We start from the raw sequence: 19,966 nt of genomic DNA on the forward strand, positions 1-19,966 counted from the left end.
GGGTCAGCCGTCGTGCCGCGGCGGCACCCAGCCCAGCGGCGGGGATTCGGAGGGATCACCGTAGGCGGTGACGAACTCCTCGTCGCGGGGGATGGGCTGGGCCCAGAATTTGAGGCCGAAGTGGACGGGGAGGGGGCGGGCGTCGACGGTGATGACGCGACGGGTAGTTTCGAGGTGCAGGGCGGGGAGGGCGGGGTCGAAGCGGGTGATCACGAATTCGGTGCCGTCCTGGGCTCGGCCGTACATGAACTCGACTCGCTTACCGTCCTCCAGCGGCGGTCCGCCGAACCCCCACCCCTCGTTCACGCCCGGCCCCGAGATCTGGAGATCGGTCATCAGCACCTCGCGGCCCGGATGCAACGCCGCCATGATCTCCTCGGCGGGCCCGGCCTCGACCCACCAGGTCAGCCGCCCGTCCGTGCGCCGCTCGGTCACCGGGGTCAACACCATCACGTCCCGCCTCTCCAGGTCAGCGCTTGATGTCCGCGCAGGCAACGCCCCTGCCGCCGATCCAGCTCCCGCACATCAACGTCCCATCCGCGATGGCGCCGGTTGGGCCCTGGTCGTCATAGTAGAATCCGTCCGTCGATCCCGCGGCATCCGGTTTCGGGCACGCGGTGTGATGCATTCCTTCCACGCGATTCGCACCGGCCGGGAAGTACTGCCAGGAGTTGTCCATGCAGCCTTGCGGTGGCGAGTAGTAGTACAGCGCAGACCTGTCCACGAAGATGCTGTCTCCCCAGACATGGATGCAGGTCAGCTCCCGGCATTTCAACGCCTCCTTCGCCTGCTCCATCTCTGGACTGCCGACCAGCGCGAGGCGGCCGTCGACGACCGCGACTCGATCGGGCAGCACCCCTGGATGCGCCTCGAGGTATGCCACCGACACCCACGTGAGATGCCCCTCGTGCCAATACCGGCCCCGGTCCGGCGGCTGCGCCGACACCGGACCGGCCGCGAAGGCGACGGCGGCGGCAGCGCAGAAGTACGCGAACACCACTCGAATCATGATCAAACCCCCTGTGTATCAAGCTATTTCATGAGTACCCCGCGGATTGAGTCTAGGCCCCCGGTGTCGGCCGCGGCATCTTTCCATGACGGACCGTTCCGCTCCGGTATCGGCAACCGGGCGGGGAGACGATTCGATCTTCGCCGGACGGGTACCGCCTGCCCAAAGGATCGCCGATCGGATGCTGGAGGGTGGTATGGCGCGGATTCGTGGGGTGCGGGCGTTGCGGGTGCTTGTGGATCTGGGGTTCGCGCCGGTGGCGGCGGGGGTCATTGCTCGGCGGCGGCGGGTGATGGGGTTGCTCGAGCGGGGGCAGGCCGATACGCGGGCCTTGACCCGGATGCGGCGGCTGCGGGACGAATTCGATAGGGGGCCGGTCGAATTGGACCTCGGTGTGCGGCGGGTTGTGGTTGTCACCGATCCCGACGACGTGGGCCGTGTGCTGGCGGAGTCGCCCGGTCCGTTCCATCCCGCCAACAAGGAGAAGCTCGCGGCATTGCGGCAGTTCCAGCCGCACGGCGTGCTGATCTCGCGCGGCCCGGTGCGGGAGCGGCGGCGCGCGGTGAACGAGGCGGCCCTCGACACGGGCTCGGAACTGCACCGCCTCGCCGAACCCTTCGCCCGCGTCATCGCCGAGGAGGCCGACGACCTGATCGAATCCGCCCTCCGCGACCGCTACATCGACGCCGCCCGCTTCACCACCGCCTGGTTCCGCATCGCCCGCCGCGTCACCCTCGGCGACGCCGCCCGCGACGACCACCACATCACCGACGACCTGTGGCGCCTGCGCTCGGCCGCCAACTGGTCCTTCGCCGCACCCCCACACCGCCGCCGCCGCGACCGCTTCATCGAACAGCTCTACCGCTACTGCGACAACCCCCAGCCCGACAGCCTCGCGGGCGCGGTGGTCGCCGCCTCCACCGACGCCGCGGTCGACCCCATCGGCCAGATCCCCCAATGGCTGTTCGCCTTCGACGCCGCGGGCATAGCCCTCACCCGAGCCCTGGCCCTGCTCGCCACCCACCCCACCGAACTCGACCGCGCCCGCTCCGAATCCGTTGCCCCCCAAAGCATCCAGCCCCGCCCCTACCTCCGCGCCTGCATGCTGGAATCGATCCGCCTCTGGCCCACGACCCCCACCATCCTCCGCGACACGACCGAACCGGTCACCTGGCGCGACGACGCCCCGATCACCCAGCCCGGCACGGCGGTGCTCATCGCCGCCCCGGTGTTCCACCGCGACGCGGAACTCCTCCCGTTCGCCGACGCCTTCACCCCGGACATCTGGGTCGATGGGAGGGCGCAGAGCTATCCGCAGCTGGTGCCGTTCAGTGCGGGACCGGCGGAATGCCCGGGGCGGAATTTGGTGCTGTTCACCACTAGTACTCTGTTGGCGCATCTGATCGAGGGGGTGGAGTTCCAGCTCACCGGGGGTTCGCGGCTCACGCCGGACAAGCCGCTGCCGATGACGTTGAACAATTATGGGCTGGAATTCGTGTGTCGCACCGAGACATTCGTTGTCCCTGAGTTCGACCGCGCCGTCGGACTGACCCCACGCGCGGACGACCTGCTGGGAACTGTTGAGTAGCACAGATTTTCGCAGACGCGAGACTTCGCGTTAGGCTTGGGGTTCACCGGGGGAAGGGGGGGCGGTCGCCCATGCGCCAGCAGTCCAATGTCACCGCGATGTTCGCCGCCATATTGGCTTTGCTCGGCGGCACACGCGGCGTATACGCGCTCACCGCGATCCGATTCCTCCCCGGCAGCGACCTCGACCCGACGGGCTTCTGGCGCAGCGTGAAACCGCTGATCCTCCTCGGCGCGGTTCTCGCCGCCATCATGCTCGTCGGCGCAGTGCTCCTGCTGCTCCGCAAACAAGCCGGACAAATCCTGATCGCTGCCGCCGGAACCGCCTATCTCGCCCTGTCGACCATCTTCACCATCATCGACCATCGCCACGGCGGCACCGTGCACACCGGCGTCACCTTGAACACCCAACTCACCCTGATCGGTGTCGTCGGCACGGTCTTCAACGTCGCGATGCTGGTGCTGGTGCTGCTGCCCGGCACGTCACGTTGGCTGGCAGACCGGCCGGGCTTCCCTCGACCCCCCTACTGAACAAAGGGCACCAGGCCATCTGCTAGTCGCCCGAAATGACTGAGAGAGAACAAGATTCGCAACTGAGCCGAGGAGCGGGCCGCGAACGGCAAGAATCGCATCCTCCATCGCCGAGCAACCACCGCCTACTGTGAGAACATGCCACGCTGCCCCGATTGGCTCAACCAGCTTCCGGCTCGATGACCGGTCCCTACAGGCACTACGCGGGCGGCGAGGGATGGACAGAAACGTCCTCCCGTCCCGCCGATATCGGTGAGCCTCCGGACAACCCCCGCTATGCCGACCTGTTCACCGAGCCCCGGCGCAGGTGGGCGACCGCGGTCGGCGAGAACGTGGTGTGGTTGTCCCGCCAGCGGCACGCATTGCACGTGGTCGACGACTGCTGGGTCGACACCGATCTCGCACTGTGCTTGTGCTACAGCAATACTGGCGGCCGGTTCGCCGTTCGGTTCGCCCGGCCCGAGGTGTCCCCACTGTTCGGTCCGGCCTATCCGCCACGCACGGCTTCCGAGCAGGCGTCGAACCTCTACACGGTCCAACTCGGCGGCGGCGCCCCGGGCCGCCGTGAATGGACCTCTCCGGACGGCCGCGAGTGGTGGGGCGACGCTCCGGCGGCGGGCTGGCCCCACGTACTGGATCCCGACACGCGGCTGGTCACCATTCCCGTACCCGAACGTTGATCTCGTCGACGCGGCGCCCCGGCTGGCTAGCCGAGCGCGGGTTACCATTCGTCGACGGAGCGCGAGCGCCGCTGTTCCAGAACTCGACTGATCAGCCCACGGGCGGCGTCGCCGACGACCGCAAGCTCCGCCAACGCACCGAAAACGCGACCGTACTGGGCGATCTCCCGTGGCCGGGTGATCGTCAGCTCGGCAGTGATGGTTTCCACGAGCACCATTCGGTTGTCGTACATGACGAAATTGGTTGTCTGCATGGGAATTTCAGCCTCGGCGGGAACAATGCCGAGCCGGACCCGGGGCAGCCTGATCACGGACAGCAGCCGGTCCAGCTGTCCTATCATCACATCATCCCCGCCGACCGTCGTTCGCAACGCCTGTTCGGCGATGAGAATGGCGAAGCGGTGGTCGCCTCGGTACAGAAACTGTTGGCGCTCCACACGTTTGGCGATACCGGCATCGATGTCATTCGGGATGGCGTGGCGGGCGATGGAACGTTCGAGGATCGCGCGAATGTATTCGGCGGTTTGCAGGATGCCGGGGATCAGGACGTTCTGGAAGATCCGGGTATGGGTGGTTCGGGCGGCGAGCTTGACCAACTCGTCCTGCGCCCGGCCGGTACCGGCGCCGAGTAGTCGCCGCATTTCCAGATAGGCGGCGTCGATGTGGTACAGGCTGGCGAGGAGGTCCGGCAGCTGATCATCCGCGCCCGCGAACGTGCAATAGGCGCGGACGTCGGCATCCGAAGGCCGGAGTCTGCCGTATTCGAGCTTGGACACCTTGGACTCGTGCCAACCGGCCAAGGCCGCGAGCTGGCGTCCCGTCAGACCCGCACGACGACGAATCTCCCGGAGCTGTTGTCCGAGTGCTTCTCTCGCGTCGTGAACCTCGTTGGTCACTGCTGCGGCGACGCACCTACATAGTCGGCGAACGGAATCGCCGACGGCCACAGCCGCCGCTGCACGGACAGACACTCGCCGACGATGCCCGGATCGGTGGTCACGGCCATCCCCGCGGGCCGCCCCGCGTGGTCGACCAGGTTGAACGCCACCTCTCGCTCGTCGAACAGCCACCAATCGTCAAGGGGAACGTCTCCGGCCCGGTGCCGCGGAACATAGCGGATGTCCTCACCGGCCGCGATATTGCTGGCCGTGATGGACAGCAGCCACCGGTGGTAATCCGAATGCGGCTCGGTGACCACGCGAATACGGCTGACGACAACCCCGCGGGCGATCGTCTCGCGCATGAACTGGATCCACGGACGTTCCGCGTAGTCCGCTGGTGTCGGTTCGCCGTTCAGGAATCGTCGCAGCGGCTCGGACTCGGTGGCCGTGGTGTAGGCGTCCCGGACCTCGAGGTGGAACGCGCTACGCCGGCACTCGCGAAACGGGTCGTCGGCCGCGTCGCCTCGGAGTAGTTGCACCGTAGTACGTCCTCTCTCGCTTCGGCACTACTTCCGCACCGCCCAATTGGCCGCGTTGATCGCGGCGCTCGAGGGGGCGACGCGGCCAAGGCCGCGCACGACTCCCAGGAGACCCGAACGCGCGATCTGAAACAAGACCAGCAGACCGTTCCTGCCGTCGGTCGATCACAACGCTGTCACCGCGGCCCAGGGAGCCAAGATGCCGGACGTAGTGTGAATGTTGTTGCAGGACACCGTCGCCGAATTCGAAGCTCAGGGCACCTTGGAATCCGTGTGCGCTCGCGACGCCGACCGATTGGAGTGTCTGTTCCAGGCGCAGCCGAGGTGGAGGCCGCGCTCATGGCTCTCCTCGACGACTCGGGAACTCACACCCCGCCGCGGCTGGATTCGCTCACGGTTGCGTGAATTCACGGATCAGGACGTCGAAGCGAGGGGGCGTTCGGGAGGTTGGGGGCGGAGCCAGCCGACCTTGTGCCAGCCCCAGTGGCGGTAGCGGTCGTAGGCGCGGGAGCTGGTGGGGTCTACGAGTAGGGTGGCGCGTTTTCGGGGCGAGTGGCGCAGGTCGCCGAACGGGGCTGCCTCCACCTTGCAGCGGCGGTGGCCGTCCTTACCATGTCTCGTCCAGCGTGGGCCTGGATCGCCGCCGGTGTTCGAGAACCTCCCGTCGGACTGTCACCTACCGGCCGCCTTCCGCGCCAAACTGTCGTACAGCTCCCGGAATTCGGCCCCCGACGCCACGTTGTCCACGGCAGTGCGAACCGGCTCCAGAACACGCAGCGTCCGAGTCGAACTGATGGAAGACAGCTTCAGCAAAGCCTGAGAGCCATGCTCCAACGCACCGGTCGTGTCGCCGAGCTGCGCTCTGCTCGCGGCCGACCACGCGCGGATGATGGTGGCGTTTCGGGTCTGGGTCGGGCTCTCGGCGGCGGTCGCGAACAATTCCGCAGCCTTGGAGAGGTCGCCGAGATCGGCGTGGGCGCGTGCCTCATGATCAACGACTTCCGCGTGTCTGACGAAGTGCAGCCACTTCGGAGCCTCCGCCAACGGCTCGAGCTGGAAGGCTTGGTCGAGTTCTCGCCATGCGGTCGCGACGGCTCGGTTGAACGCTGTCCGATCGCGGAGCAGGCCGTATGCCTGCGCTTCGCGGATGGCGATCAACGCGTGTATCCGGCCCGGCGGCCGTCCGCGCACCAGCGTGCGAGCCCGGTCGGCGAATTGCAGTGCGCGGTAAGGACTTCCGCCCCGGCCGGTACGCGCGAGAACGTATGCGAGGTTGGCCGCACCCATGCAGACATGTGCGATCAGGTCGTTGTCGTCGGCCTCTGTGCCCAAAGTCATTGCCTCGGCGTAACATCGACGCGCCAGTTCGTGACGATCGGCGTCGTAAGCGAGCCAGCCGGTTATCGATGCCAACTCGCCCACCGCGCTGGCATACGCCTTGCCGGTTGCGTTGTCGTACGCGCCGCGGTCGAGGAATTCCTTGGCCGCCTGCAAATGCCGAAGCGCGGGTTCGAGCAACGCCGCGCCGCCCGCCTCCCGATCTTGTCGTCTGAATGCCTCGACCTCTGCCATAATTCGGCGAGCGTCGGCCATCCCGAGCCGAATCTGCCCGTCCCGCACCAAGATCGCGGTGCCCGTGGCCGCTGCCGCCAACTTGCCCAGTTCGCGCCGTCTCATCTCGTCATCGACTTCCCCTGTGTCGGTATCGAAGTCAAGGGAACCGGTACCACCTGGTACCGCCACAGCGAACGTCGTTCCGCCACTACCAGCATGCCCCCCGCCCCGCACCCGCGACAGCTCCGCCAGAAACCTCTCCCGCTGCCCCTCCTCCAACCGCGCATACGCCGTATCCAACGCCTCGGCCGACCCGCCCTTGACCGGCCGCTCGGCCGTACACTTCTGCTCCCACTTCTGAATCGTCTCGACCTTGAACCCGAGCGCCTCCGCGAATTGCTCCTGCGTCATCCGCAGGGCGGCCTTGCGCAGTGCCCGAACCTCGATCTTCGTCCATGTGCTGACGACCATGCCCACCCCTCACCCCTGCGATTGATGATCAATGGGAGAAGAGTACGGCCTTCGTGCCAGGTTTGTGGCTGGGATGGCCGAAGAATTTCCCGGAAGCTTGTGGCAGACAGGTTCATTCGATAGCAAAGGAAACAAATATGCCCGCAGCGGGTTCGACGGTGGCGCGACGAGCGCTCGGCCGGCAATTGATGAAGTTCCGGAATATGGCGGCCATGAGTCAATTCCAGGCCGCCCGAATTCTCGGGATCTCGCCGCAGACGATGGGTCGCCTCGAGGACGGCCTTTCCGTGCGTTCGGCGAGCGACTTGTACATGAATACGCTGTGCGACAACTACGGCATCTCCGACGAGCATCGGCGCATGATTCTCGCGTTGGCCCGGGAGGTGCGTACCACGGCGAAGAACGGTGGCGGCTGGTGGCGTCCGCACCTGGACCGTACCGAAGGCGACCCCGACCCGTACTCGGCGGTGGACGACGCGGCCACCCGGATGACGGCGTGGTCGGTCATCCTGTTGCCGAAGATCGTGCGCACGCCGGACTACTGCCGTGCCGTCGCCTGGACCGAATTCCCCAATGCCCCCGCGGATCTGATCGAGGGCCGCATCGACCGATCCCTCAAACACGCTCGGCGACTGGAGGATCTGTCCTTCCACGCCGAGATCATCCTGTCCGAGGCGGCGATTCGCGAGGAATGGGGCGGCCCCGGGGTGATGGCCGAACAACGTCGCCACCTCGCCGAACTCGCCGAGCGTCCCAATGTCTCCGTCCGTATCGTCCCCTTCGACACCCGCAATCACATCGGCGCGCTGACCGGCCCCTTCGCCCTCCTCGAATTCCCCCTCCTGCCCCACACCCGTTTCCTCGAACCGCCACTGATCTACATCGAGGAATACGTCGGCAACCTCTACCTCGAACGCTCGGCCGAGGTGGCCAGCTACAAATCCGTGATTCCCGAACTCCGCCGCGTGGCGCTGAGCGAAAGCGATTCCAGCGCAATGCTTCTCAGAATATCGGATGAACTGGGGGCATGACCCGCGAGGGTCGGCCGGATAGGCTGCCGACCGTGATGAGAATTCGGCATCTGGTTCTCGCCGCCATCGTGGCGACGGGCGTGACCGCGTGCGGCGAGTCGGAGCCCACATCGGCTCCGATCACGCGCACGACCTGCGACGCCAGCGCGGCGAACGGAGCCGTCTTCACCACCCGAGCGCGCCCCGATCTGCCCTTCACGCTCCACCTTCCGCAACTGCGGGGCTGGCAGGTCACGCCGGACGACGAGTCCGATCTGGTGTTGCGCCGCACCGATCGGCTCGCCGGGCGGACGGGCAGCGCGACCATCACCCTCCGCGTGACCGAACCGCGTCGCGCCGACAACCGCACCAGCGTGTTCGTCGCATACGCGGGCCCTTGGCGGCAGTGGCGCTCCGAGCCGGTTCAGGTATGCGGCCGCGGCGGCACCCGTTCCGGCGGAATCCACCCCGCGTCCGACGCCGAGGGCGGCGACCGCTACCACGAATTCCTCGACTTCGATTGTCCCGCAGGCGAATTGCTGTATCCGATCCGAATGCTGGTCGAGGCCACGGCCGCCGACCGAGACCTCTACCGACCCGATATCGACAGTTTCATCGATGGGTTGCAGGTCGTGCCGACCCCTGCGGCGGGCTGAGCGGCGTCGTCCCTGCCCCGCCAGCACGGATTGGACCGGAGCGAACCGCTCATCGGTTCGCGACCGCCTAACGCCCCGCCAACTCCGCCACCACCGGGCCGAACCGCTCCGCGGCCCCCGCACCGATCACGAAATACGAGAACCCCATCTCCTCCCGCCGCCGCTGGATCTCCGCCACCGCCGCGGCCGGATCGTCGGGCAGGACGGTGAGCGCGTCGGCCTCCCGCCACTGGGCGGGGTCGATGCCGGGCGGGGCCATGTGCGGTGCGACCCAGTCGCCGACGGCCGGTACCGCGAGCGCGAGCTCGACCTTCTCGTTGTCCCGGAACTCGCTGGCCATCGGCGCGACCTGGGCGCGCGGTTGATCGCCCAGGACGAAGGTCACCGTGTCGGCGACCTCGGCGGCCAAGGCGCGCGCCTTCGGCCCGAGGACGGCCATCGCGACGGGGGTGTGCCGGTCGGGTCCGTCCAATTCGCGCAACCGCTCGACGGTCTCCCGGATCTGGGGCAGCCGCTCGCCTCGCGACGGGACGTCGGCCACGCCCTTCTCGTGCAACTCGTCCTCGATGCCGGGCCGGCCGGTGCCGATGCCCATCTCGAAGCGTCCATCGGTCAGCAGCGACAGCGAATGCGATTCCCACGCCGTCAGCCACGGCGCGCGCAGCGGGGACGCGTACACCCAGGTGCCCACGCGCAGGTCGGTGATCTCCGCGGCGATCGTCAGCAGGGGCGCGGGCGCGGGTTGGGTGAGCGGGAAGTCGGGCACGAGCAGCGTCGAGTAACCCAGGTCGCCGATGCGGCGGGCTTGCTCACGCCAGGTCGGCAGGTCGGTCAAGAGCGGGGCAACGACCCCGAAGCGGAACGGTTTCGTCATGGCTGAACTCCTCATCGTCGATATTCACCCGTTGGGACGGCGAGTCGGCGCGGAATTCATCGGCCGCGCCAGGGTTCAGCGGAGCCCGTCGAACAGGTCGGTCTCCTGATCCGGCACACCCGCCACCCGATTGCTGTGGCGCACAAAGGTTTCCGTGCCGAAGATGCCCTGCTGCACTTCCGCGGGCAGGCTCAGCAGCATGATGCTGTCGCTCTGGCTGCCGTGGGCTTGGAGCGCCTTGAGTTTGCGCGGGGCGTACGGGGTGACGTCGACGACGGTGGTGATCCGGTCCATCGGCGTGCCGAAATCGGCCGGGGGCTCGAAATCGACGGCGCCGCTCGCGCGCAGGGCCGCGAACATCTCGAGGGAGGGCTCGCGGGGGATCGCGGTGTAGTAGAGCTTGGCGGGGATATCGGTCGCCTCGGTCGCGGCGACGGCAATGCGATTGGCCTGAATGTGGTCGGGGTGGCCGTAATTGCCGTTCTCGTCGTAGGTGACGACGACCTGCGGACGGTAGTGCCGGATGAGGTCGGCGAGGCGGGCGGACGCCTGTTCGACGGGGATGTTGCTGAACGCGCGGGGATCGTGGTTGGCGTCCCAGCCGTCCATTCCGGAATCGCGGTAGCCGAGCAGTTCGACGTGCTCGATGCCCAGCAGCGCCGCCGACTCCTCGAGTTCGCGCAGCCGCAGGGCGCGCACCTCGGCCTCGTCGTGGCCGGGCTCGCCGGGCTTGATGCCGCCCGGCGCGTCGCCCTGTTCGCCGTTGGTGCAGGTCACCAGGACCGTGCGGATTCCCTCGGCGGCGTAGCGGGCGAAGATTCCGCCGGTGCTCATGACCTCGTCGTCGGGATGGGCGTGTACGGCCATGATCGTCAGTGGCGTCGTTGCGTTCACCCTGGCATTGAACACCAGGGACCGGGGCGGTCATTCCGTGCCGGTGACGCCCGATTTCGCTCAGCGCCGGGCGTGTCGTCCGACCGCGTGCAGGTGGCGCAGCGCCTGGGCGTAGGACTCCCACAGCGTCGTTTCGCGGTAGGGGATGCCGACCTCCGCGCAGAACCGCGTGACCAGGGGTTGGGCGCGCGGCAGATTGGGCCGCGGCATGGACGGGAACAGGTGGTGCTCGATCTGGTAGTTCAACCCGCCCAACGCCAGATCGGTGAGGCGGCCGCCGCGGACGTTGCGCGAGGTGAGCACCTGACGACGCAGGAAGTCGGTGGCGTCGGCGGCCGAAAGTACTTCCATCCCTTTGTGATTCGGCGCGAACGTGCAGCCCATGTAGAACCCGAACAGACCCTGCTGCACGACGACGAACGCGAGCGCCTTACCGGGCGGCAACACCGAGAACACCACGCCGAGATACCCGATCGCGTGCACGGCCAGCAGCGCCGCCTCGACGCCCCGATGCCGGAGCGGCCACCGCAGCAACCCGCGAACGCTCTGGACGTGCAGACTCCAGCCCTCCAGCAACAGCATCGGGAAGAACAGCCACGCCTGGTACCGGAAGACGAACCGGCGCAAACTCCGCTCGGTGCGCGCCCGCTCACTCGAATGGGCCAGCACCCCCATGATGTCCGGATCCGCGTCCTCGGTGTTCGGATGCGCGTGGTGCCGATTGTGATTGCTGGTCCACCACCCGATGCTCACCCCCGTCGCGAGATTCCCGAACAGCAGACCCGTCAGATAGTTCCCCCGCCGCCCCGCGAAGATCTGCCGATGCCCCGCGTCGTGCCCGAGAAACGCGCACTGCGCGAACACCATCGCCAACCACGCCGCGACCCCCACCTGCCACCACGAGTCCCCGACCGCGACGAACGCCGCCCACCCGCCCCCCAACGCCAGCAGCACCCCCGCACCCTTCCCGTAGTAATACTGCCGCCGCCGATGCAACAACCCCGCCTCCCGCAGCCGCCGCATCAGCACCGCGTACTCACTACCCCGCGACCCCACGACGCCGTCCACCACCAGGGCGTGCATCCGTTCCTCTCCTGCCATCGCCGGTCTGCTCGGGTAACAGAATGCCGAGATCAGACCACGACCAGGCAAACGGAATGTGTGGGGGGATCATACATCTGGGTGGTCGAACCAGCCGTTGCGATTGCGGTTCTCGAAGAAACGGTCCTCGGCCTCCTCACGTTTGCGTCGGCGGCGGGCGTTCTCGGCCCGCTGCCGGGCCGCGTTGGCCTCGGTGAAGGTGGAGACGGCGTCGAAGCGGGCGTCGGCGCGGAGCTCACGCAGGGCCTCGTCGACCTTGGGTTGTTTGTCGGCGAGGGCGGCGCGGTAGGCGGCGAGGATGGCGGGTTCGTCGTCGACGGTGACCGAGAGGAGGCGGTTCTCGGCGTCGATGATCACTCGGATGCCTTGTGCGACGCCGGTTCCGCGGATTTGTTGGAGGGCTTGGTGGGCGCGTTGGACTTTTCGGCCGAGTTCCTCGAAGTCGCTGGGGCGCGGTTGCATTCGCTGTACCTCCGTTCGGCACGGGAGATGTCGGTCACCGTCACGGCTTGGGATCGATCCGGGTCGGATGAGGGGTCGTCGGGCCCAGACCCTCGTACGGGAAGCAGGGGGAGCCCGCGGTGACGCTCAGCCAGCCGTCGCCCTTTCCGGTGTCCCGCAGGGCGAAGGTGTAGTGGTCCGGGGTTTCCAGTCCCGCGAGAGTGCTTGTCGCCGTGGCATTGAGCCGCCAGCCCCAGGTCTTCCAGGTGTCGCGCAGTCGCGCGAAATAGCTTTGGGTCTGTCCGGCGGGGACGCCGACCACCCAGTAGCTCGCCTGAACCTGATGCGGTCCGCGCTCCTGATATCCGTCGAAGCAGGGCATGCGCCCCGGCGGGCCGAGGGGCTTGCCGTAGTTCGTGCCGTCGGGTGTCAGTGAGAAACCGATCCCGGTTTCGTCCGCAGTCTTCTGAAGGTAGGAGAAAATGCCTTGGCGGGCAGCCTCTTCGGTGAGGGATCGATCCACTGCAACGTTCTCCTTGTGGCGAGGATTCGCGCACCCGCCCGCCGACAGCGTCAGTGCCGTCAGTGCCGAGACGGCCAGTGTCGCGAACCGTAATCGGGTGATCATCGGGCGGAGGGAGGGTTTCCGGCGATGATGTCGCCGATATTGACCAGGGACTTGCACGGATTGCCATCGACCAGGTCCCAGTACTGGCTGTGCGCGTCGGTGGTGACGCCCCACGGACTGTCCTTACCGGCGTCGGAGGCGAATACCTGTGCGCCGAAGTCGGGATTGTTCGGGTTGGGGCCGAACGGGTCTGGGAGCAGGGCGAGCTGGATGATGTCGTGCTCGGCCTTCGTCGCGAAGATATGCTTCGGTACCTCGTCCTGCGAGACGCCGGTGAGGTGGAGATCGGACGCGTGGTCCACCGTGGTGCCGGGGCTCGCCACGAGCACCACGGCGTCGGCGTCGAGCCTTCTGTCCCGCGCGGCGGCGTCGCCCACCAGTGTGGTGCCGTAACTGTGCCCCACCACGGAATTGTGCGAGACCTGTCCCTCGTGCGACGCGCGTAGTCCCTCTTGGAATTTGTCCAGCGCCGATGCGCCCGCGTCGGCGTATTTGATGTTCGAGGCGTCGTCCACGTCGGCGGCGAACGGGTCCAGGTGTTGATCGATGTTCACCGGTATCGGGGGCGTGTCGTATCCGAACCACGCGATCACCGCCGGATTCGCGGCACCGCTGATCTGGGCGTTCGTCGCCATGCGGTAACACCTCTCCATATCGACGGACATTTTCGAGGGACGTGCACCGGTACCGGGAACATAGGTGGCCACGCAATCGGCGGAATCGGGATTGCCAATCGATATCGCCGTATGTGTGTTGCGGCCGCTCTGGCTGTCGAGCAGCATAAGGTACCGGTCGGAATCGGCGAGCGATGCCGCTGTCGTGCGCAGGTCGTCGAGTTTGTCCTTTACCGCCGGATCCCCGGCATCGGCCCGAGCGATCTCGTCGTCGAGTTTCATCCTGTTGTAGTAGTCGCGATCGATCACCGGGATACCGTCGCGGTTGCCCAGATAATTGTCGTGCTGCCAGAGGGCGTCCTTCTCCGATCGGGTCAAGGTCTCCCAAAAGTCATGGAGCGCAACCGGATCGGTCGGCAGCGGCTTCCGCCCTTCGATGATGCTCAACACCGGGGGTCGCAGTGGCTCACCTTCAGGGTTCTTCCGGTAACCGGCGAGCTGTTGGAGTTCGACGGTAATGGCCTGTGCCGCTCGATGTTCGGCCTCGTCGAACCGGGCCAGCAGGTTCATGATTCGAGACTGGAGGTGACCGGCCTCGTCGTCCAGCAGTTTCTGGATGAAATGCACCGCTATGGAATTCGCGGCGTTGGGGAGCGTGGGCGCGGTGACTCGGCCGCTGTCGTCGACCTTCATGCCACCGCGCGGGACGTCGGCGTCGACGATGCCCAGCAACGCTCTGCGGTAGCCGTCGAGTTCATCGCCGCAGCTGTGCACGAGGGCCGCGATGATCCGCACGTCCTCACCGATGTGATTCGCCGCCAGCCCGTGCGCCAGCGCGCGGGCCGAGGTGGCCGCGGCACCCTCGCCCTTCCACTCCGCCATCGCGTCGTCCACGTCGCGTTTCATCCGCCCGATGCGCCCGGTGAAGGTCTCGTTCTGTGCGGTCACGTCGGCCGCGAAGGCCACCAGCGATTGCGGATCACAGTGCCGCACATGACTTATCGTCGCCATCGCGCTCACCCACCCGTGGTATACCGAACCAACTGGTCGGCGTATACGCGATCGTTCTCCTCATAAGTCTTTGCCGCCGCCTTCGACGCATCCGCCATCTCGCGAATATTCCGACCGATGAGACCGAACGCCCCGATCACCGCGTCACCGATCCGCGCCCCCACATTCTGCAACGGCGACTCCGGCATGACGATCGACACCGAAATCTTGATCTTCCCAATGGCATCCGCGTGGTCGGCGAGCGTATCCCCGAGTCGATGCAGCGTATCCAGGTCCGCTTGAAGCATGTCGGCCAATGTTTCCCCCTGAAAGCCGAGCGCCAACAGCAAAGCTTTCGAGGAAGATTAACATGACGGACCCCCCTCTGTCGCTGTGTCCGGAATATGAAAATGATTCAGAAATGTAATTTCATTGCGCCGGGCCGAAACTCGCACGCCGGGGAATGCGGAAGGATATCCCCAGCGGTTGCCATTCGTTTCCCGAACCCCGCCGATCCGCTAGAATTCGATCATGAGAACCGCCGTGCTGCGCGTAAACGTCGATCCCGCAGGCGAACTCACCGCTGCCGAGTTGGAATCCGGCATCGCGACGCTGACCGAAAGCGCCCGAGCCCTCGGCGCGGAGGTGCTCGACACCGATCCCGCCGCACTGCCCCGCCACCGCCGCGAGATTCGACTACTCATCACCACCGAGCACCCGGAAACCGACCCTGAGCCCGCAATCACCCTGTGCGCCAACGCGTTCGGAACCCACCCCCAAGCAGGCCCCCTCACCTACATCAGCCGAGGCACCGACGACGACGCCCACGGCGTCCTCGCCGGTTTCGGCCTCACCGCCGACATCACCCGCGAACCCGACGCCGACGGCTACGACATTGTCCGCGTATCCCTTCCGAAGCAGGCCCTCGACCGCATCCCGGAGAGCCGCATCCACACCGCTCTGGAAGCGGCGTTGAACTGCGAGGTGCGCATCAGTACCCACTGATCTCGAACCGATCGGACTTCGGTGATCCTGAAGGCAGCGCCACAGCTCCGTCTGTACAGCCTGTATCGCAAGCTATGGAAATACCAAGGCAGCGTAACGCAATGACCAATCTGTCCAACCTCGACCAGCTAAGGGCTTCCGCATGTGCGGACTTGAAGCTCTCGCTCGAACTGGAGGGGGCCAGATCGGATGACCATCGCCGCCGTGTCCGATGTTTCACCTATGCGATGGAAACGCTCGTTAAACTACAGGCGGTACTCGAATCCTCGGACCGGCCCTCCGACGCCGATCTGGCGGAGTTCCGCCGCACGATCGGTTCGCTGGTGGCGGCAAACCAACGCACCTTGTACAGCTATATCAACAGAACCTTCACGGTTTCGGCAAGCGCGATTGTCGACGGCTGGGTTGCGCCCAGTATCCGACGCTCCGCGATTCAGTTGCTGCTCGACAGCTTTCCTGAGGCCGCCTCGGCCTTCGGTGAAGAAGAACTCGACCTCCTCGAGGAGATCGACGAGATCCTGCACGATCGAGCACAATACATCGAGCCGCTGCCGGATCATCGTATCCCCGCTGCTCTTCCGGACACTCACTGGTGGTGGCGCCTCCCCTCGGCATCACCGGAATTCGCCGCGAGAATGCGTATGGGACTCGAGTAACGTAGGGGAGAGGTCAGGTTGTGCGTTGGTCCGCCAAGAACTCCAGGATCGCGGGCGCGGCCAACACCCACGTATCGAACATATTGTAATGATCCACCCGCCCCCGAGCCTGATCCTCCATAGCCCGCTCCCACGCGTCCTCAGGCCACGGGGGATCGATCAGCACCGACCCCTTGATCAGACAACTCACCTCCAGAGACGTCCGCTTGGGGTGGTCCAGATCGCTCTCCCCACCCCGAATGATCAACGTAGGCACCCGGATTCGATCGAACAGCTCGTCATCGACCCCCGGAATCGTCTGCCCAGGCTTGGGGACGTAAGCGTTCAACCACCGCAACGACAGCTTGACGAACTCGTCGGCGTCCATCGCCAACAGCCGCTGCTTGTTGCGCGGATTGGCCGCGATGCGCTCACGCCACTCGCGCATCCGCACCAAACCCTCAACTCCGCGCCCCCGCACCGTCTGCAAGCTCGGAAGCACGTAATACGCACCGAGATTGAACGTCCCGTAGATCCCACCAACGATATTCCACAACACCAGCGACGTGACCAACTCCGGGTATAGGATCGCGGTCACCATGGAATCCCGAGCCCCACCGGACCCACCCGCGAGCACACACGGCCCGAGGTCCAGCGCCCCCAGCAACCCCGCCAAAGTCTCTGCCCGCATATGGGATTCGGACCGCCCGTAGAACTGCACATCCGACGACCCGCAATTCGGCCGGTCCCACAACAGCACCCGATATCCGCCAGCCACCAGCGCCTCGGCGAGGGGACGCAATCCGGGAATGTCCATGGCGAACCGACCGCCGGGCGTCAGGACGATGAGATCGCCTGTCTCCCCGAGGATCTCGTAGGCGACCAGGCCGCCGCGCACCATCTCCGCGGGCACGACTACCCCTTCTTCTTCCGGCCCGATTTGCTCAATCGGAACTCCGGCGGGAACTGATCGTCGTTCGATTTCACCGAATTGCTCAGCCCCGATTCCCGGGCCTGCGCCAGCATCAGTTCATCCCCATCCGGCCGCGCATGGCCCCCAATGGATTCGAACATCCCCGCCAACAGACTCCCCATGTACTCCCCCTGCTGCTGCTTCATCACCTCGAAGAACACCTTCTGCATGAACACCGTGTCCACCGGCCGATTCCGCGCACAGGCCAGCGCGTACTTCGCCGTCTCCGCCTCGAGCTCCTCCCGCGCGACAACCTTGTTCAGGAAATTGCAGTCCAGCATCTCCCGAGCGGTGAACGGCCGCCCGGTGAACACCATCTCCTGGAACTTCCGCAACCCCATCGTCTGCGCCCACGTCCACATGCGCGGCCCCCACCCGTAGTACCGGAAGGACGGATGCCCGAACAGCGCGTCGTCGGAGGAGATGACGAGGTCCGCGTCGGTGGCCTGGTAGAAGTGCCACCCGTAGCAGTAGCCCTTCACCTCCACGATGCTGATCTTCTTGAACTCCTGCAAACTCCGGCACCCCGCGGCCGAATTCCCGTACCAGGCACCGATATTCGCGCCGTGCCGGAACGAGCCGCGTGGGGGATACCGTACCTCGTCCGGACCTATCCGGTACTCGCTCAGGAGGTGGCCCGGATCGGGGTCGTTCTGGGCTTCCAGGAATTCGGGGAGGTCCGCGCCCGAGCCGAAGTCCTCACCCTCGCCGCGGATGACCAGCACCTTGACGTCGTCATCGATGCTCGCCCGGTGCAGGAGGTCGGCGTAGCGCAGACGCGCGGCGATGGTGGGGGCGTTGAGGTGGTCGGGACGGTCGAAAGTGATTGTCGCGATGCGGGTTTCGACGTCCTTGTCGTAGCGGATCATCTTCTCCGCGGCGGCGCGTTCCCGAGCCCGCACCCGGGAGCCGTTGTTCACCGAGCGCGCCATACCGACACCGCCAAGGTCGTGAGGTCCAGCGCGGGACTCAACGGGATCTCCCCGGCCCCGGCGCGCTTCATGAACTCCGCCACGACCGTCGCCGGATCGCCCTCGATGTCGTAGACGGCGAGATAGCGGTGGGCGGGGGACTCGCCGCCGGGCAGGCCGCTGGGCACCACGTCGAACCGCTGACCCGAGACCACCCCGGGCACGGCCCGCACGTCGTCCAGGTGCTCGGTGTCGTACCATTCGTTGAACGTGTCGTCCTGTCCCGCAACGGCATTCGAGAAGACGAGCATCTTCGACTCAGACATCGGTGTCCTTCCGGATCTCTTCGGCTCGTGTCGCGTCCGACAGCGCGATGATGGCGTGGGCGGGACAGTCGAGCAGCGCGCGCAGGACGCTGTCGCGGTCCTCGGGCGGCACCGTGCCGTCACCCTCGAGCGCGGCGTAACCCCAGTCGTCGAGGGAGAAATACGCGGGCGCGTGCCGCGCGCAGATCCCGAACCCGTCGCAGAGGGTCTTGTCGAGGCGGATCCTCACGGCAGCGCCTCCACCGCGAAGGGGCGTTCGGCGCGATAGGGTCCGCCCGCGCAGTCGCGGCACGAGCCCTCGAGGTGCGCGTTCACCTCGCCCGGGAACCGATTCAGCAGCGTTGCCGCCATATTCACCGCCGCGTCGAGCGTGCCGCACGCCCCGCGCCCGCGCAGCGAGACCGACCAGCGCCGCAGCCGTTCGAGGTCGCCGGGGTCGGCGAGCCCGTCCCGCAGCGCCGCGGCGACGGCCGCCATGGCCGCGGTCCCGTTGAAACAGGAACCGCACTGCCCGGCGTTCTCCCGGGCGAAGTACGCGAGCACGGAGGCGCCGACGGCGACCGGGCATTCCGTGGTGAGGAACGAGATCGCCCCGCAGCCGAGCCCGCCGCCCAGAGCGCGGAAGGATTCGTGGTCGAGTGTGGCCCCCAGCACCTCCCGGCCCAGCACGCCCGTGAAGTAGCCGCCGGTCAGCGCGCCGCGCACGGAGTCAGGTGAAATACCGTGCAGCGCAAGCAGTTCCGTGACGGGCGTGCCGTGCGGCAGCTCGTACAAGCCCGGGGGCAGACCACCGCCCGTGACCGTCGCCAGAAACGTCCCCGGCGAGGCGGGCGTGCCCACGGATCCGAACTCCGCCGCCCCATGCCGGTGGAGGTAGGCCAGCTGGGCCAGCGTCTCGACATTGCTCACCACCGTGGGCACGCCATCGACACCGCGCTCGAAGGGGCGCGGCGGCTTATCGGTCGGCAGCGCCGGGCCGCCGTTGATCGCGCGGACCGCGGCGGTCTCCTCCCCGGCCACATAACCCGCGCCGACGGTCACCAATTCTGTTGCGGGGAAATCCAGCTCGGCCCAGGACTCCAATTCGCTCAGCGCCGCGTCGACCCGGGCGGCCGCCTCGGCATCGGAGAGATAGACATACGCGCGCCGCGCCCCGACCACCCCCGCCGCCAGCCGCAACCCGTCCAACACCAGATGCGGCCGATTCCGCAACAACCACTTGTCCTTCACCGAAGCCGGTTCGCCCTCTTCACCATTGGCGACCACGACCGTCTCCGCACCGTCCAACCCGGCCGCACGCACCGTCGCCAGCTTCACCGCGAGCGGGAACGCCGCGCCGCCCCGCCCCCGTAATCCGCTCTCGCGCACGGCATTCAGCACGTCCTGCGCGGAGCCCGACGCGCGATACCCGCCCTCGGCGCGATAGGCGGCCAGGCCCTCGGCTCGCAGCGCCGCGCTCTCGCCGCGAGTGATGACCAGGTCCTCTGGTCGGAGCGCGGCGCTCTCGCCAAGGGCGGCAACCGAATCCACGGAACGCGCCCCGTCGTCGTCAGGGTTCATGCCCGCGGCGGTCGTGCGCAGCAGCCGAGGCGGGCATCCCGGTAGCGCGCCGAGCGTGAGCCCCCGCGGCTCGACAGTATCCAGCACCGCCCCTCC

General features: G+C 66.8%; 24 protein-coding genes. 7 read left to right on the forward strand and 17 right to left on the reverse strand.

Features of this window, described 5'->3' with window-relative positions; genetic code table 11:
• Nucleotides 1–3 precede the first annotated feature (3 nt).
• A complete protein-coding gene (locus ACWDSJ_RS11275) occupies nucleotides 4–453 on the reverse strand; it encodes a hypothetical protein (protein ID WP_450031187.1) in 450 nt (149 codons plus the stop codon).
• Nucleotides 454–469: 16 nt separating this feature from the next.
• Nucleotides 470–1,009, reverse strand: a complete 540-nt coding sequence (locus tag ACWDSJ_RS11280; RefSeq protein ID WP_450031189.1) for a hypothetical protein — start codon at nucleotides 1,007–1,009, stop codon at nucleotides 470–472.
• 181 nt (nucleotides 1,010–1,190) lie between these two features.
• Between ACWDSJ_RS11280 and ACWDSJ_RS11285 the strand changes: the two genes are divergently transcribed.
• The 3 genes from ACWDSJ_RS11285 to ACWDSJ_RS11295 all read left to right on the forward strand — a co-directional run bounded on the left by ACWDSJ_RS11285 (nucleotide 1,191) and on the right by ACWDSJ_RS11295 (nucleotide 3,807).
• On the forward strand, nucleotides 1,191–2,597 hold the full coding sequence (locus tag ACWDSJ_RS11285) for a cytochrome P450 (RefSeq protein WP_450031191.1): 1,407 nt from the start codon (nucleotides 1,191–1,193) through the stop codon (nucleotides 2,595–2,597).
• 71 nt (nucleotides 2,598–2,668) lie between these two features.
• On the forward strand, nucleotides 2,669–3,127 hold the full coding sequence (locus ACWDSJ_RS11290; RefSeq protein WP_450031193.1) for a hypothetical protein: 459 nt from the start codon (nucleotides 2,669–2,671) through the stop codon (nucleotides 3,125–3,127).
• Between the two features lie 179 nt (nucleotides 3,128–3,306).
• A complete protein-coding gene (locus ACWDSJ_RS11295) occupies nucleotides 3,307–3,807 on the forward strand; it encodes a hypothetical protein (protein WP_450031195.1) in 501 nt (166 codons plus the stop codon).
• Nucleotides 3,808–3,848: 41 nt separating this feature from the next.
• On the opposite strand, the gene ACWDSJ_RS11300 is transcribed toward ACWDSJ_RS11295, so the two are convergent.
• The 3 genes from ACWDSJ_RS11300 to ACWDSJ_RS11310 form a co-directional block, all read right to left on the reverse strand.
• Nucleotides 3,849–4,703, reverse strand: coding sequence for a helix-turn-helix domain-containing protein (locus ACWDSJ_RS11300; protein ID WP_450031197.1), 855 nt, complete (start codon nucleotides 4,701–4,703; stop codon nucleotides 3,849–3,851).
• On the reverse strand, nucleotides 4,700–5,227 hold the full coding sequence (locus tag ACWDSJ_RS11305; RefSeq protein WP_450031198.1) for a DUF6879 family protein: 528 nt from the start codon (nucleotides 5,225–5,227) through the stop codon (nucleotides 4,700–4,702). Before ACWDSJ_RS11305 ends, ACWDSJ_RS11300 begins: the two co-directional genes overlap by 4 nt.
• Nucleotides 5,228–5,899: 672 nt before the next feature.
• The gene (locus tag ACWDSJ_RS11310) at nucleotides 5,900–7,252 is read right to left on the reverse strand and encodes a helix-turn-helix domain-containing protein (protein ID WP_450031200.1); all 1,353 of its coding nucleotides are present in this window, start codon (nucleotides 7,250–7,252) and stop codon (nucleotides 5,900–5,902) included.
• Nucleotides 7,253–7,389: 137 nt separating this feature from the next.
• Here ACWDSJ_RS11310 and ACWDSJ_RS11315 point away from each other — a divergent pair, with 137 nt between their 5' ends.
• Both ACWDSJ_RS11315 and ACWDSJ_RS11320 read left to right on the forward strand, forming a co-directional pair.
• Nucleotides 7,390–8,283 (forward strand): Scr1 family TA system antitoxin-like transcriptional regulator, encoded by an 894-nt coding sequence (locus tag ACWDSJ_RS11315; RefSeq protein ID WP_450031202.1) that lies wholly within the window; start codon nucleotides 7,390–7,392, stop codon nucleotides 8,281–8,283.
• A gap of 32 nt (nucleotides 8,284–8,315) precedes the next feature.
• Nucleotides 8,316–8,918 (forward strand): hypothetical protein, encoded by a 603-nt coding sequence (locus ACWDSJ_RS11320; RefSeq protein ID WP_450031204.1) that lies wholly within the window; start codon nucleotides 8,316–8,318, stop codon nucleotides 8,916–8,918.
• Between the two features lie 67 nt (nucleotides 8,919–8,985).
• Here the strand turns inward: ACWDSJ_RS11320 and ACWDSJ_RS11325 are convergent, their stop codons facing one another.
• From ACWDSJ_RS11325 to ACWDSJ_RS11355, 7 genes are all read right to left on the reverse strand, one after another.
• On the reverse strand, nucleotides 8,986–9,792 hold the full coding sequence (locus tag ACWDSJ_RS11325; protein WP_450031206.1) for an LLM class flavin-dependent oxidoreductase: 807 nt from the start codon (nucleotides 9,790–9,792) through the stop codon (nucleotides 8,986–8,988).
• Nucleotides 9,793–9,867: 75 nt separating this feature from the next.
• On the reverse strand, nucleotides 9,868–10,686 hold the full coding sequence (locus tag ACWDSJ_RS11330) for a PIG-L family deacetylase (RefSeq protein ID WP_450031208.1): 819 nt from the start codon (nucleotides 10,684–10,686) through the stop codon (nucleotides 9,868–9,870).
• Between the two features lie 60 nt (nucleotides 10,687–10,746).
• Entirely contained in the window at nucleotides 10,747–11,787 is a 1,041-nt protein-coding gene (locus tag ACWDSJ_RS11335; RefSeq protein ID WP_450031210.1) for a fatty acid desaturase family protein, read from the reverse strand.
• Between the two features lie 69 nt (nucleotides 11,788–11,856).
• Entirely contained in the window at nucleotides 11,857–12,249 is a 393-nt protein-coding gene (locus ACWDSJ_RS11340; protein WP_450031212.1) for a hypothetical protein, read from the reverse strand.
• A gap of 40 nt (nucleotides 12,250–12,289) precedes the next feature.
• Entirely contained in the window at nucleotides 12,290–12,856 is a 567-nt protein-coding gene (locus tag ACWDSJ_RS11345) for a hypothetical protein (RefSeq protein ID WP_450031214.1), read from the reverse strand.
• Nucleotides 12,853–14,265 (reverse strand): alpha/beta hydrolase, encoded by a 1,413-nt coding sequence (locus tag ACWDSJ_RS11350; protein WP_450031216.1) that lies wholly within the window; start codon nucleotides 14,263–14,265, stop codon nucleotides 12,853–12,855. Before ACWDSJ_RS11350 ends, ACWDSJ_RS11345 begins: the two co-directional genes overlap by 4 nt.
• 221 nt (nucleotides 14,266–14,486) lie before the next feature.
• The gene (locus ACWDSJ_RS11355) at nucleotides 14,487–14,810 is read right to left on the reverse strand and encodes a hypothetical protein (RefSeq protein WP_450031218.1); all 324 of its coding nucleotides are present in this window, start codon (nucleotides 14,808–14,810) and stop codon (nucleotides 14,487–14,489) included.
• Nucleotides 14,811–14,991: 181 nt separating this feature from the next.
• Between ACWDSJ_RS11355 and ACWDSJ_RS11360 the strand changes: the two genes are divergently transcribed.
• Both ACWDSJ_RS11360 and ACWDSJ_RS11365 read left to right on the forward strand, forming a co-directional pair.
• A complete protein-coding gene (locus ACWDSJ_RS11360; protein ID WP_450031220.1) occupies nucleotides 14,992–15,465 on the forward strand; it encodes a hypothetical protein in 474 nt (157 codons plus the stop codon).
• Nucleotides 15,466–15,566: 101 nt separating this feature from the next.
• Nucleotides 15,567–16,121 carry a hypothetical protein gene (locus tag ACWDSJ_RS11365; RefSeq protein ID WP_450031222.1) on the forward strand — a complete coding sequence of 185 codons (555 nt, stop codon included), beginning with the start codon at nucleotides 15,567–15,569 and terminating at the stop codon, nucleotides 16,119–16,121.
• Between the two features lie 13 nt (nucleotides 16,122–16,134).
• Here ACWDSJ_RS11365 and ACWDSJ_RS11370 read toward each other — a convergent pair whose 3' ends face one another.
• From ACWDSJ_RS11370 to ACWDSJ_RS11390, 5 genes are read right to left on the reverse strand one after another with little or no spacing between them, the layout of a single operon-like run.
• The gene (locus tag ACWDSJ_RS11370; RefSeq protein ID WP_450031555.1) at nucleotides 16,135–17,001 is read right to left on the reverse strand and encodes an alpha/beta fold hydrolase; all 867 of its coding nucleotides are present in this window, start codon (nucleotides 16,999–17,001) and stop codon (nucleotides 16,135–16,137) included.
• Nucleotides 17,002–17,015: 14 nt separating this feature from the next.
• Nucleotides 17,016–18,005, reverse strand: a complete 990-nt coding sequence (locus tag ACWDSJ_RS11375; RefSeq protein ID WP_450031224.1) for an enoyl-CoA hydratase/isomerase family protein — start codon at nucleotides 18,003–18,005, stop codon at nucleotides 17,016–17,018.
• Complete coding sequence (locus ACWDSJ_RS11380; protein WP_387360320.1) at nucleotides 17,990–18,310, reverse strand: hypothetical protein; 321 nt, start codon at nucleotides 18,308–18,310, stop codon at nucleotides 17,990–17,992. Before ACWDSJ_RS11380 ends, ACWDSJ_RS11375 begins: the two co-directional genes overlap by 16 nt.
• The gene (locus ACWDSJ_RS11385; RefSeq protein WP_450031226.1) at nucleotides 18,303–18,539 is read right to left on the reverse strand and encodes a ferredoxin; all 237 of its coding nucleotides are present in this window, start codon (nucleotides 18,537–18,539) and stop codon (nucleotides 18,303–18,305) included. The genes ACWDSJ_RS11380 and ACWDSJ_RS11385 overlap by 8 nt, the downstream gene beginning before the upstream one ends.
• Nucleotides 18,536–19,957: an NADH-ubiquinone oxidoreductase-F iron-sulfur binding region domain-containing protein gene (locus tag ACWDSJ_RS11390; RefSeq protein ID WP_450031228.1), complete on the reverse strand. Its 1,422-nt coding sequence runs from the start codon at nucleotides 19,955–19,957 to the stop codon at nucleotides 18,536–18,538. The genes ACWDSJ_RS11385 and ACWDSJ_RS11390 overlap by 4 nt, the downstream gene beginning before the upstream one ends.
• Nucleotides 19,958–19,966 lie beyond the last annotated feature (9 nt).

This window comes from Nocardia sp. NPDC003482 (assembly GCF_053588115.1).

What these genes read in the sequence shown, in the direction of transcription:
- ACWDSJ_RS11280 (WP_450031189.1), bottom strand. Translation starts at nt 1,009, where the DNA reads ATGATTCGAGTGGTGTTCGCGTACTTCTGCGCTGCCGCCGCCGTCGCC.
- ACWDSJ_RS11285 (WP_450031191.1), top strand. Translation starts at nt 1,191, where the DNA reads ATGCTGGAGGGTGGTATGGCGCGGATTCGTGGGGTGCGGGCGTTGCGG.
- ACWDSJ_RS11290 (WP_450031193.1), top strand. Translation starts at nt 2,669, where the DNA reads ATGCGCCAGCAGTCCAATGTCACCGCGATGTTCGCCGCCATATTGGCT.
- ACWDSJ_RS11295 (WP_450031195.1), top strand. Translation starts at nt 3,307, where the DNA reads ATGACCGGTCCCTACAGGCACTACGCGGGCGGCGAGGGATGGACAGAA.
- ACWDSJ_RS11310 (WP_450031200.1), bottom strand. Translation starts at nt 7,252, where the DNA reads ATGGTCGTCAGCACATGGACGAAGATCGAGGTTCGGGCACTGCGCAAG.
- ACWDSJ_RS11315 (WP_450031202.1), top strand. Translation starts at nt 7,390, where the DNA reads ATGCCCGCAGCGGGTTCGACGGTGGCGCGACGAGCGCTCGGCCGGCAA.
- ACWDSJ_RS11325 (WP_450031206.1), bottom strand. Translation starts at nt 9,792, where the DNA reads ATGACGAAACCGTTCCGCTTCGGGGTCGTTGCCCCGCTCTTGACCGAC.
- ACWDSJ_RS11335 (WP_450031210.1), bottom strand. Translation starts at nt 11,787, where the DNA reads ATGGCAGGAGAGGAACGGATGCACGCCCTGGTGGTGGACGGCGTCGTG.
- ACWDSJ_RS11340 (WP_450031212.1), bottom strand. Translation starts at nt 12,249, where the DNA reads ATGCAACCGCGCCCCAGCGACTTCGAGGAACTCGGCCGAAAAGTCCAA.
- ACWDSJ_RS11345 (WP_450031214.1), bottom strand. Translation starts at nt 12,856, where the DNA reads ATGATCACCCGATTACGGTTCGCGACACTGGCCGTCTCGGCACTGACG.
- ACWDSJ_RS11360 (WP_450031220.1), top strand. Translation starts at nt 14,992, where the DNA reads ATGAGAACCGCCGTGCTGCGCGTAAACGTCGATCCCGCAGGCGAACTC.
- ACWDSJ_RS11365 (WP_450031222.1), top strand. Translation starts at nt 15,567, where the DNA reads ATGACCAATCTGTCCAACCTCGACCAGCTAAGGGCTTCCGCATGTGCG.
- ACWDSJ_RS11370 (WP_450031555.1), bottom strand. Translation starts at nt 17,001, where the DNA reads ATGGTGCGCGGCGGCCTGGTCGCCTACGAGATCCTCGGGGAGACAGGC.
- ACWDSJ_RS11375 (WP_450031224.1), bottom strand. Translation starts at nt 18,005, where the DNA reads ATGGCGCGCTCGGTGAACAACGGCTCCCGGGTGCGGGCTCGGGAACGC.
- ACWDSJ_RS11380 (WP_387360320.1), bottom strand. Translation starts at nt 18,310, where the DNA reads ATGTCTGAGTCGAAGATGCTCGTCTTCTCGAATGCCGTTGCGGGACAG.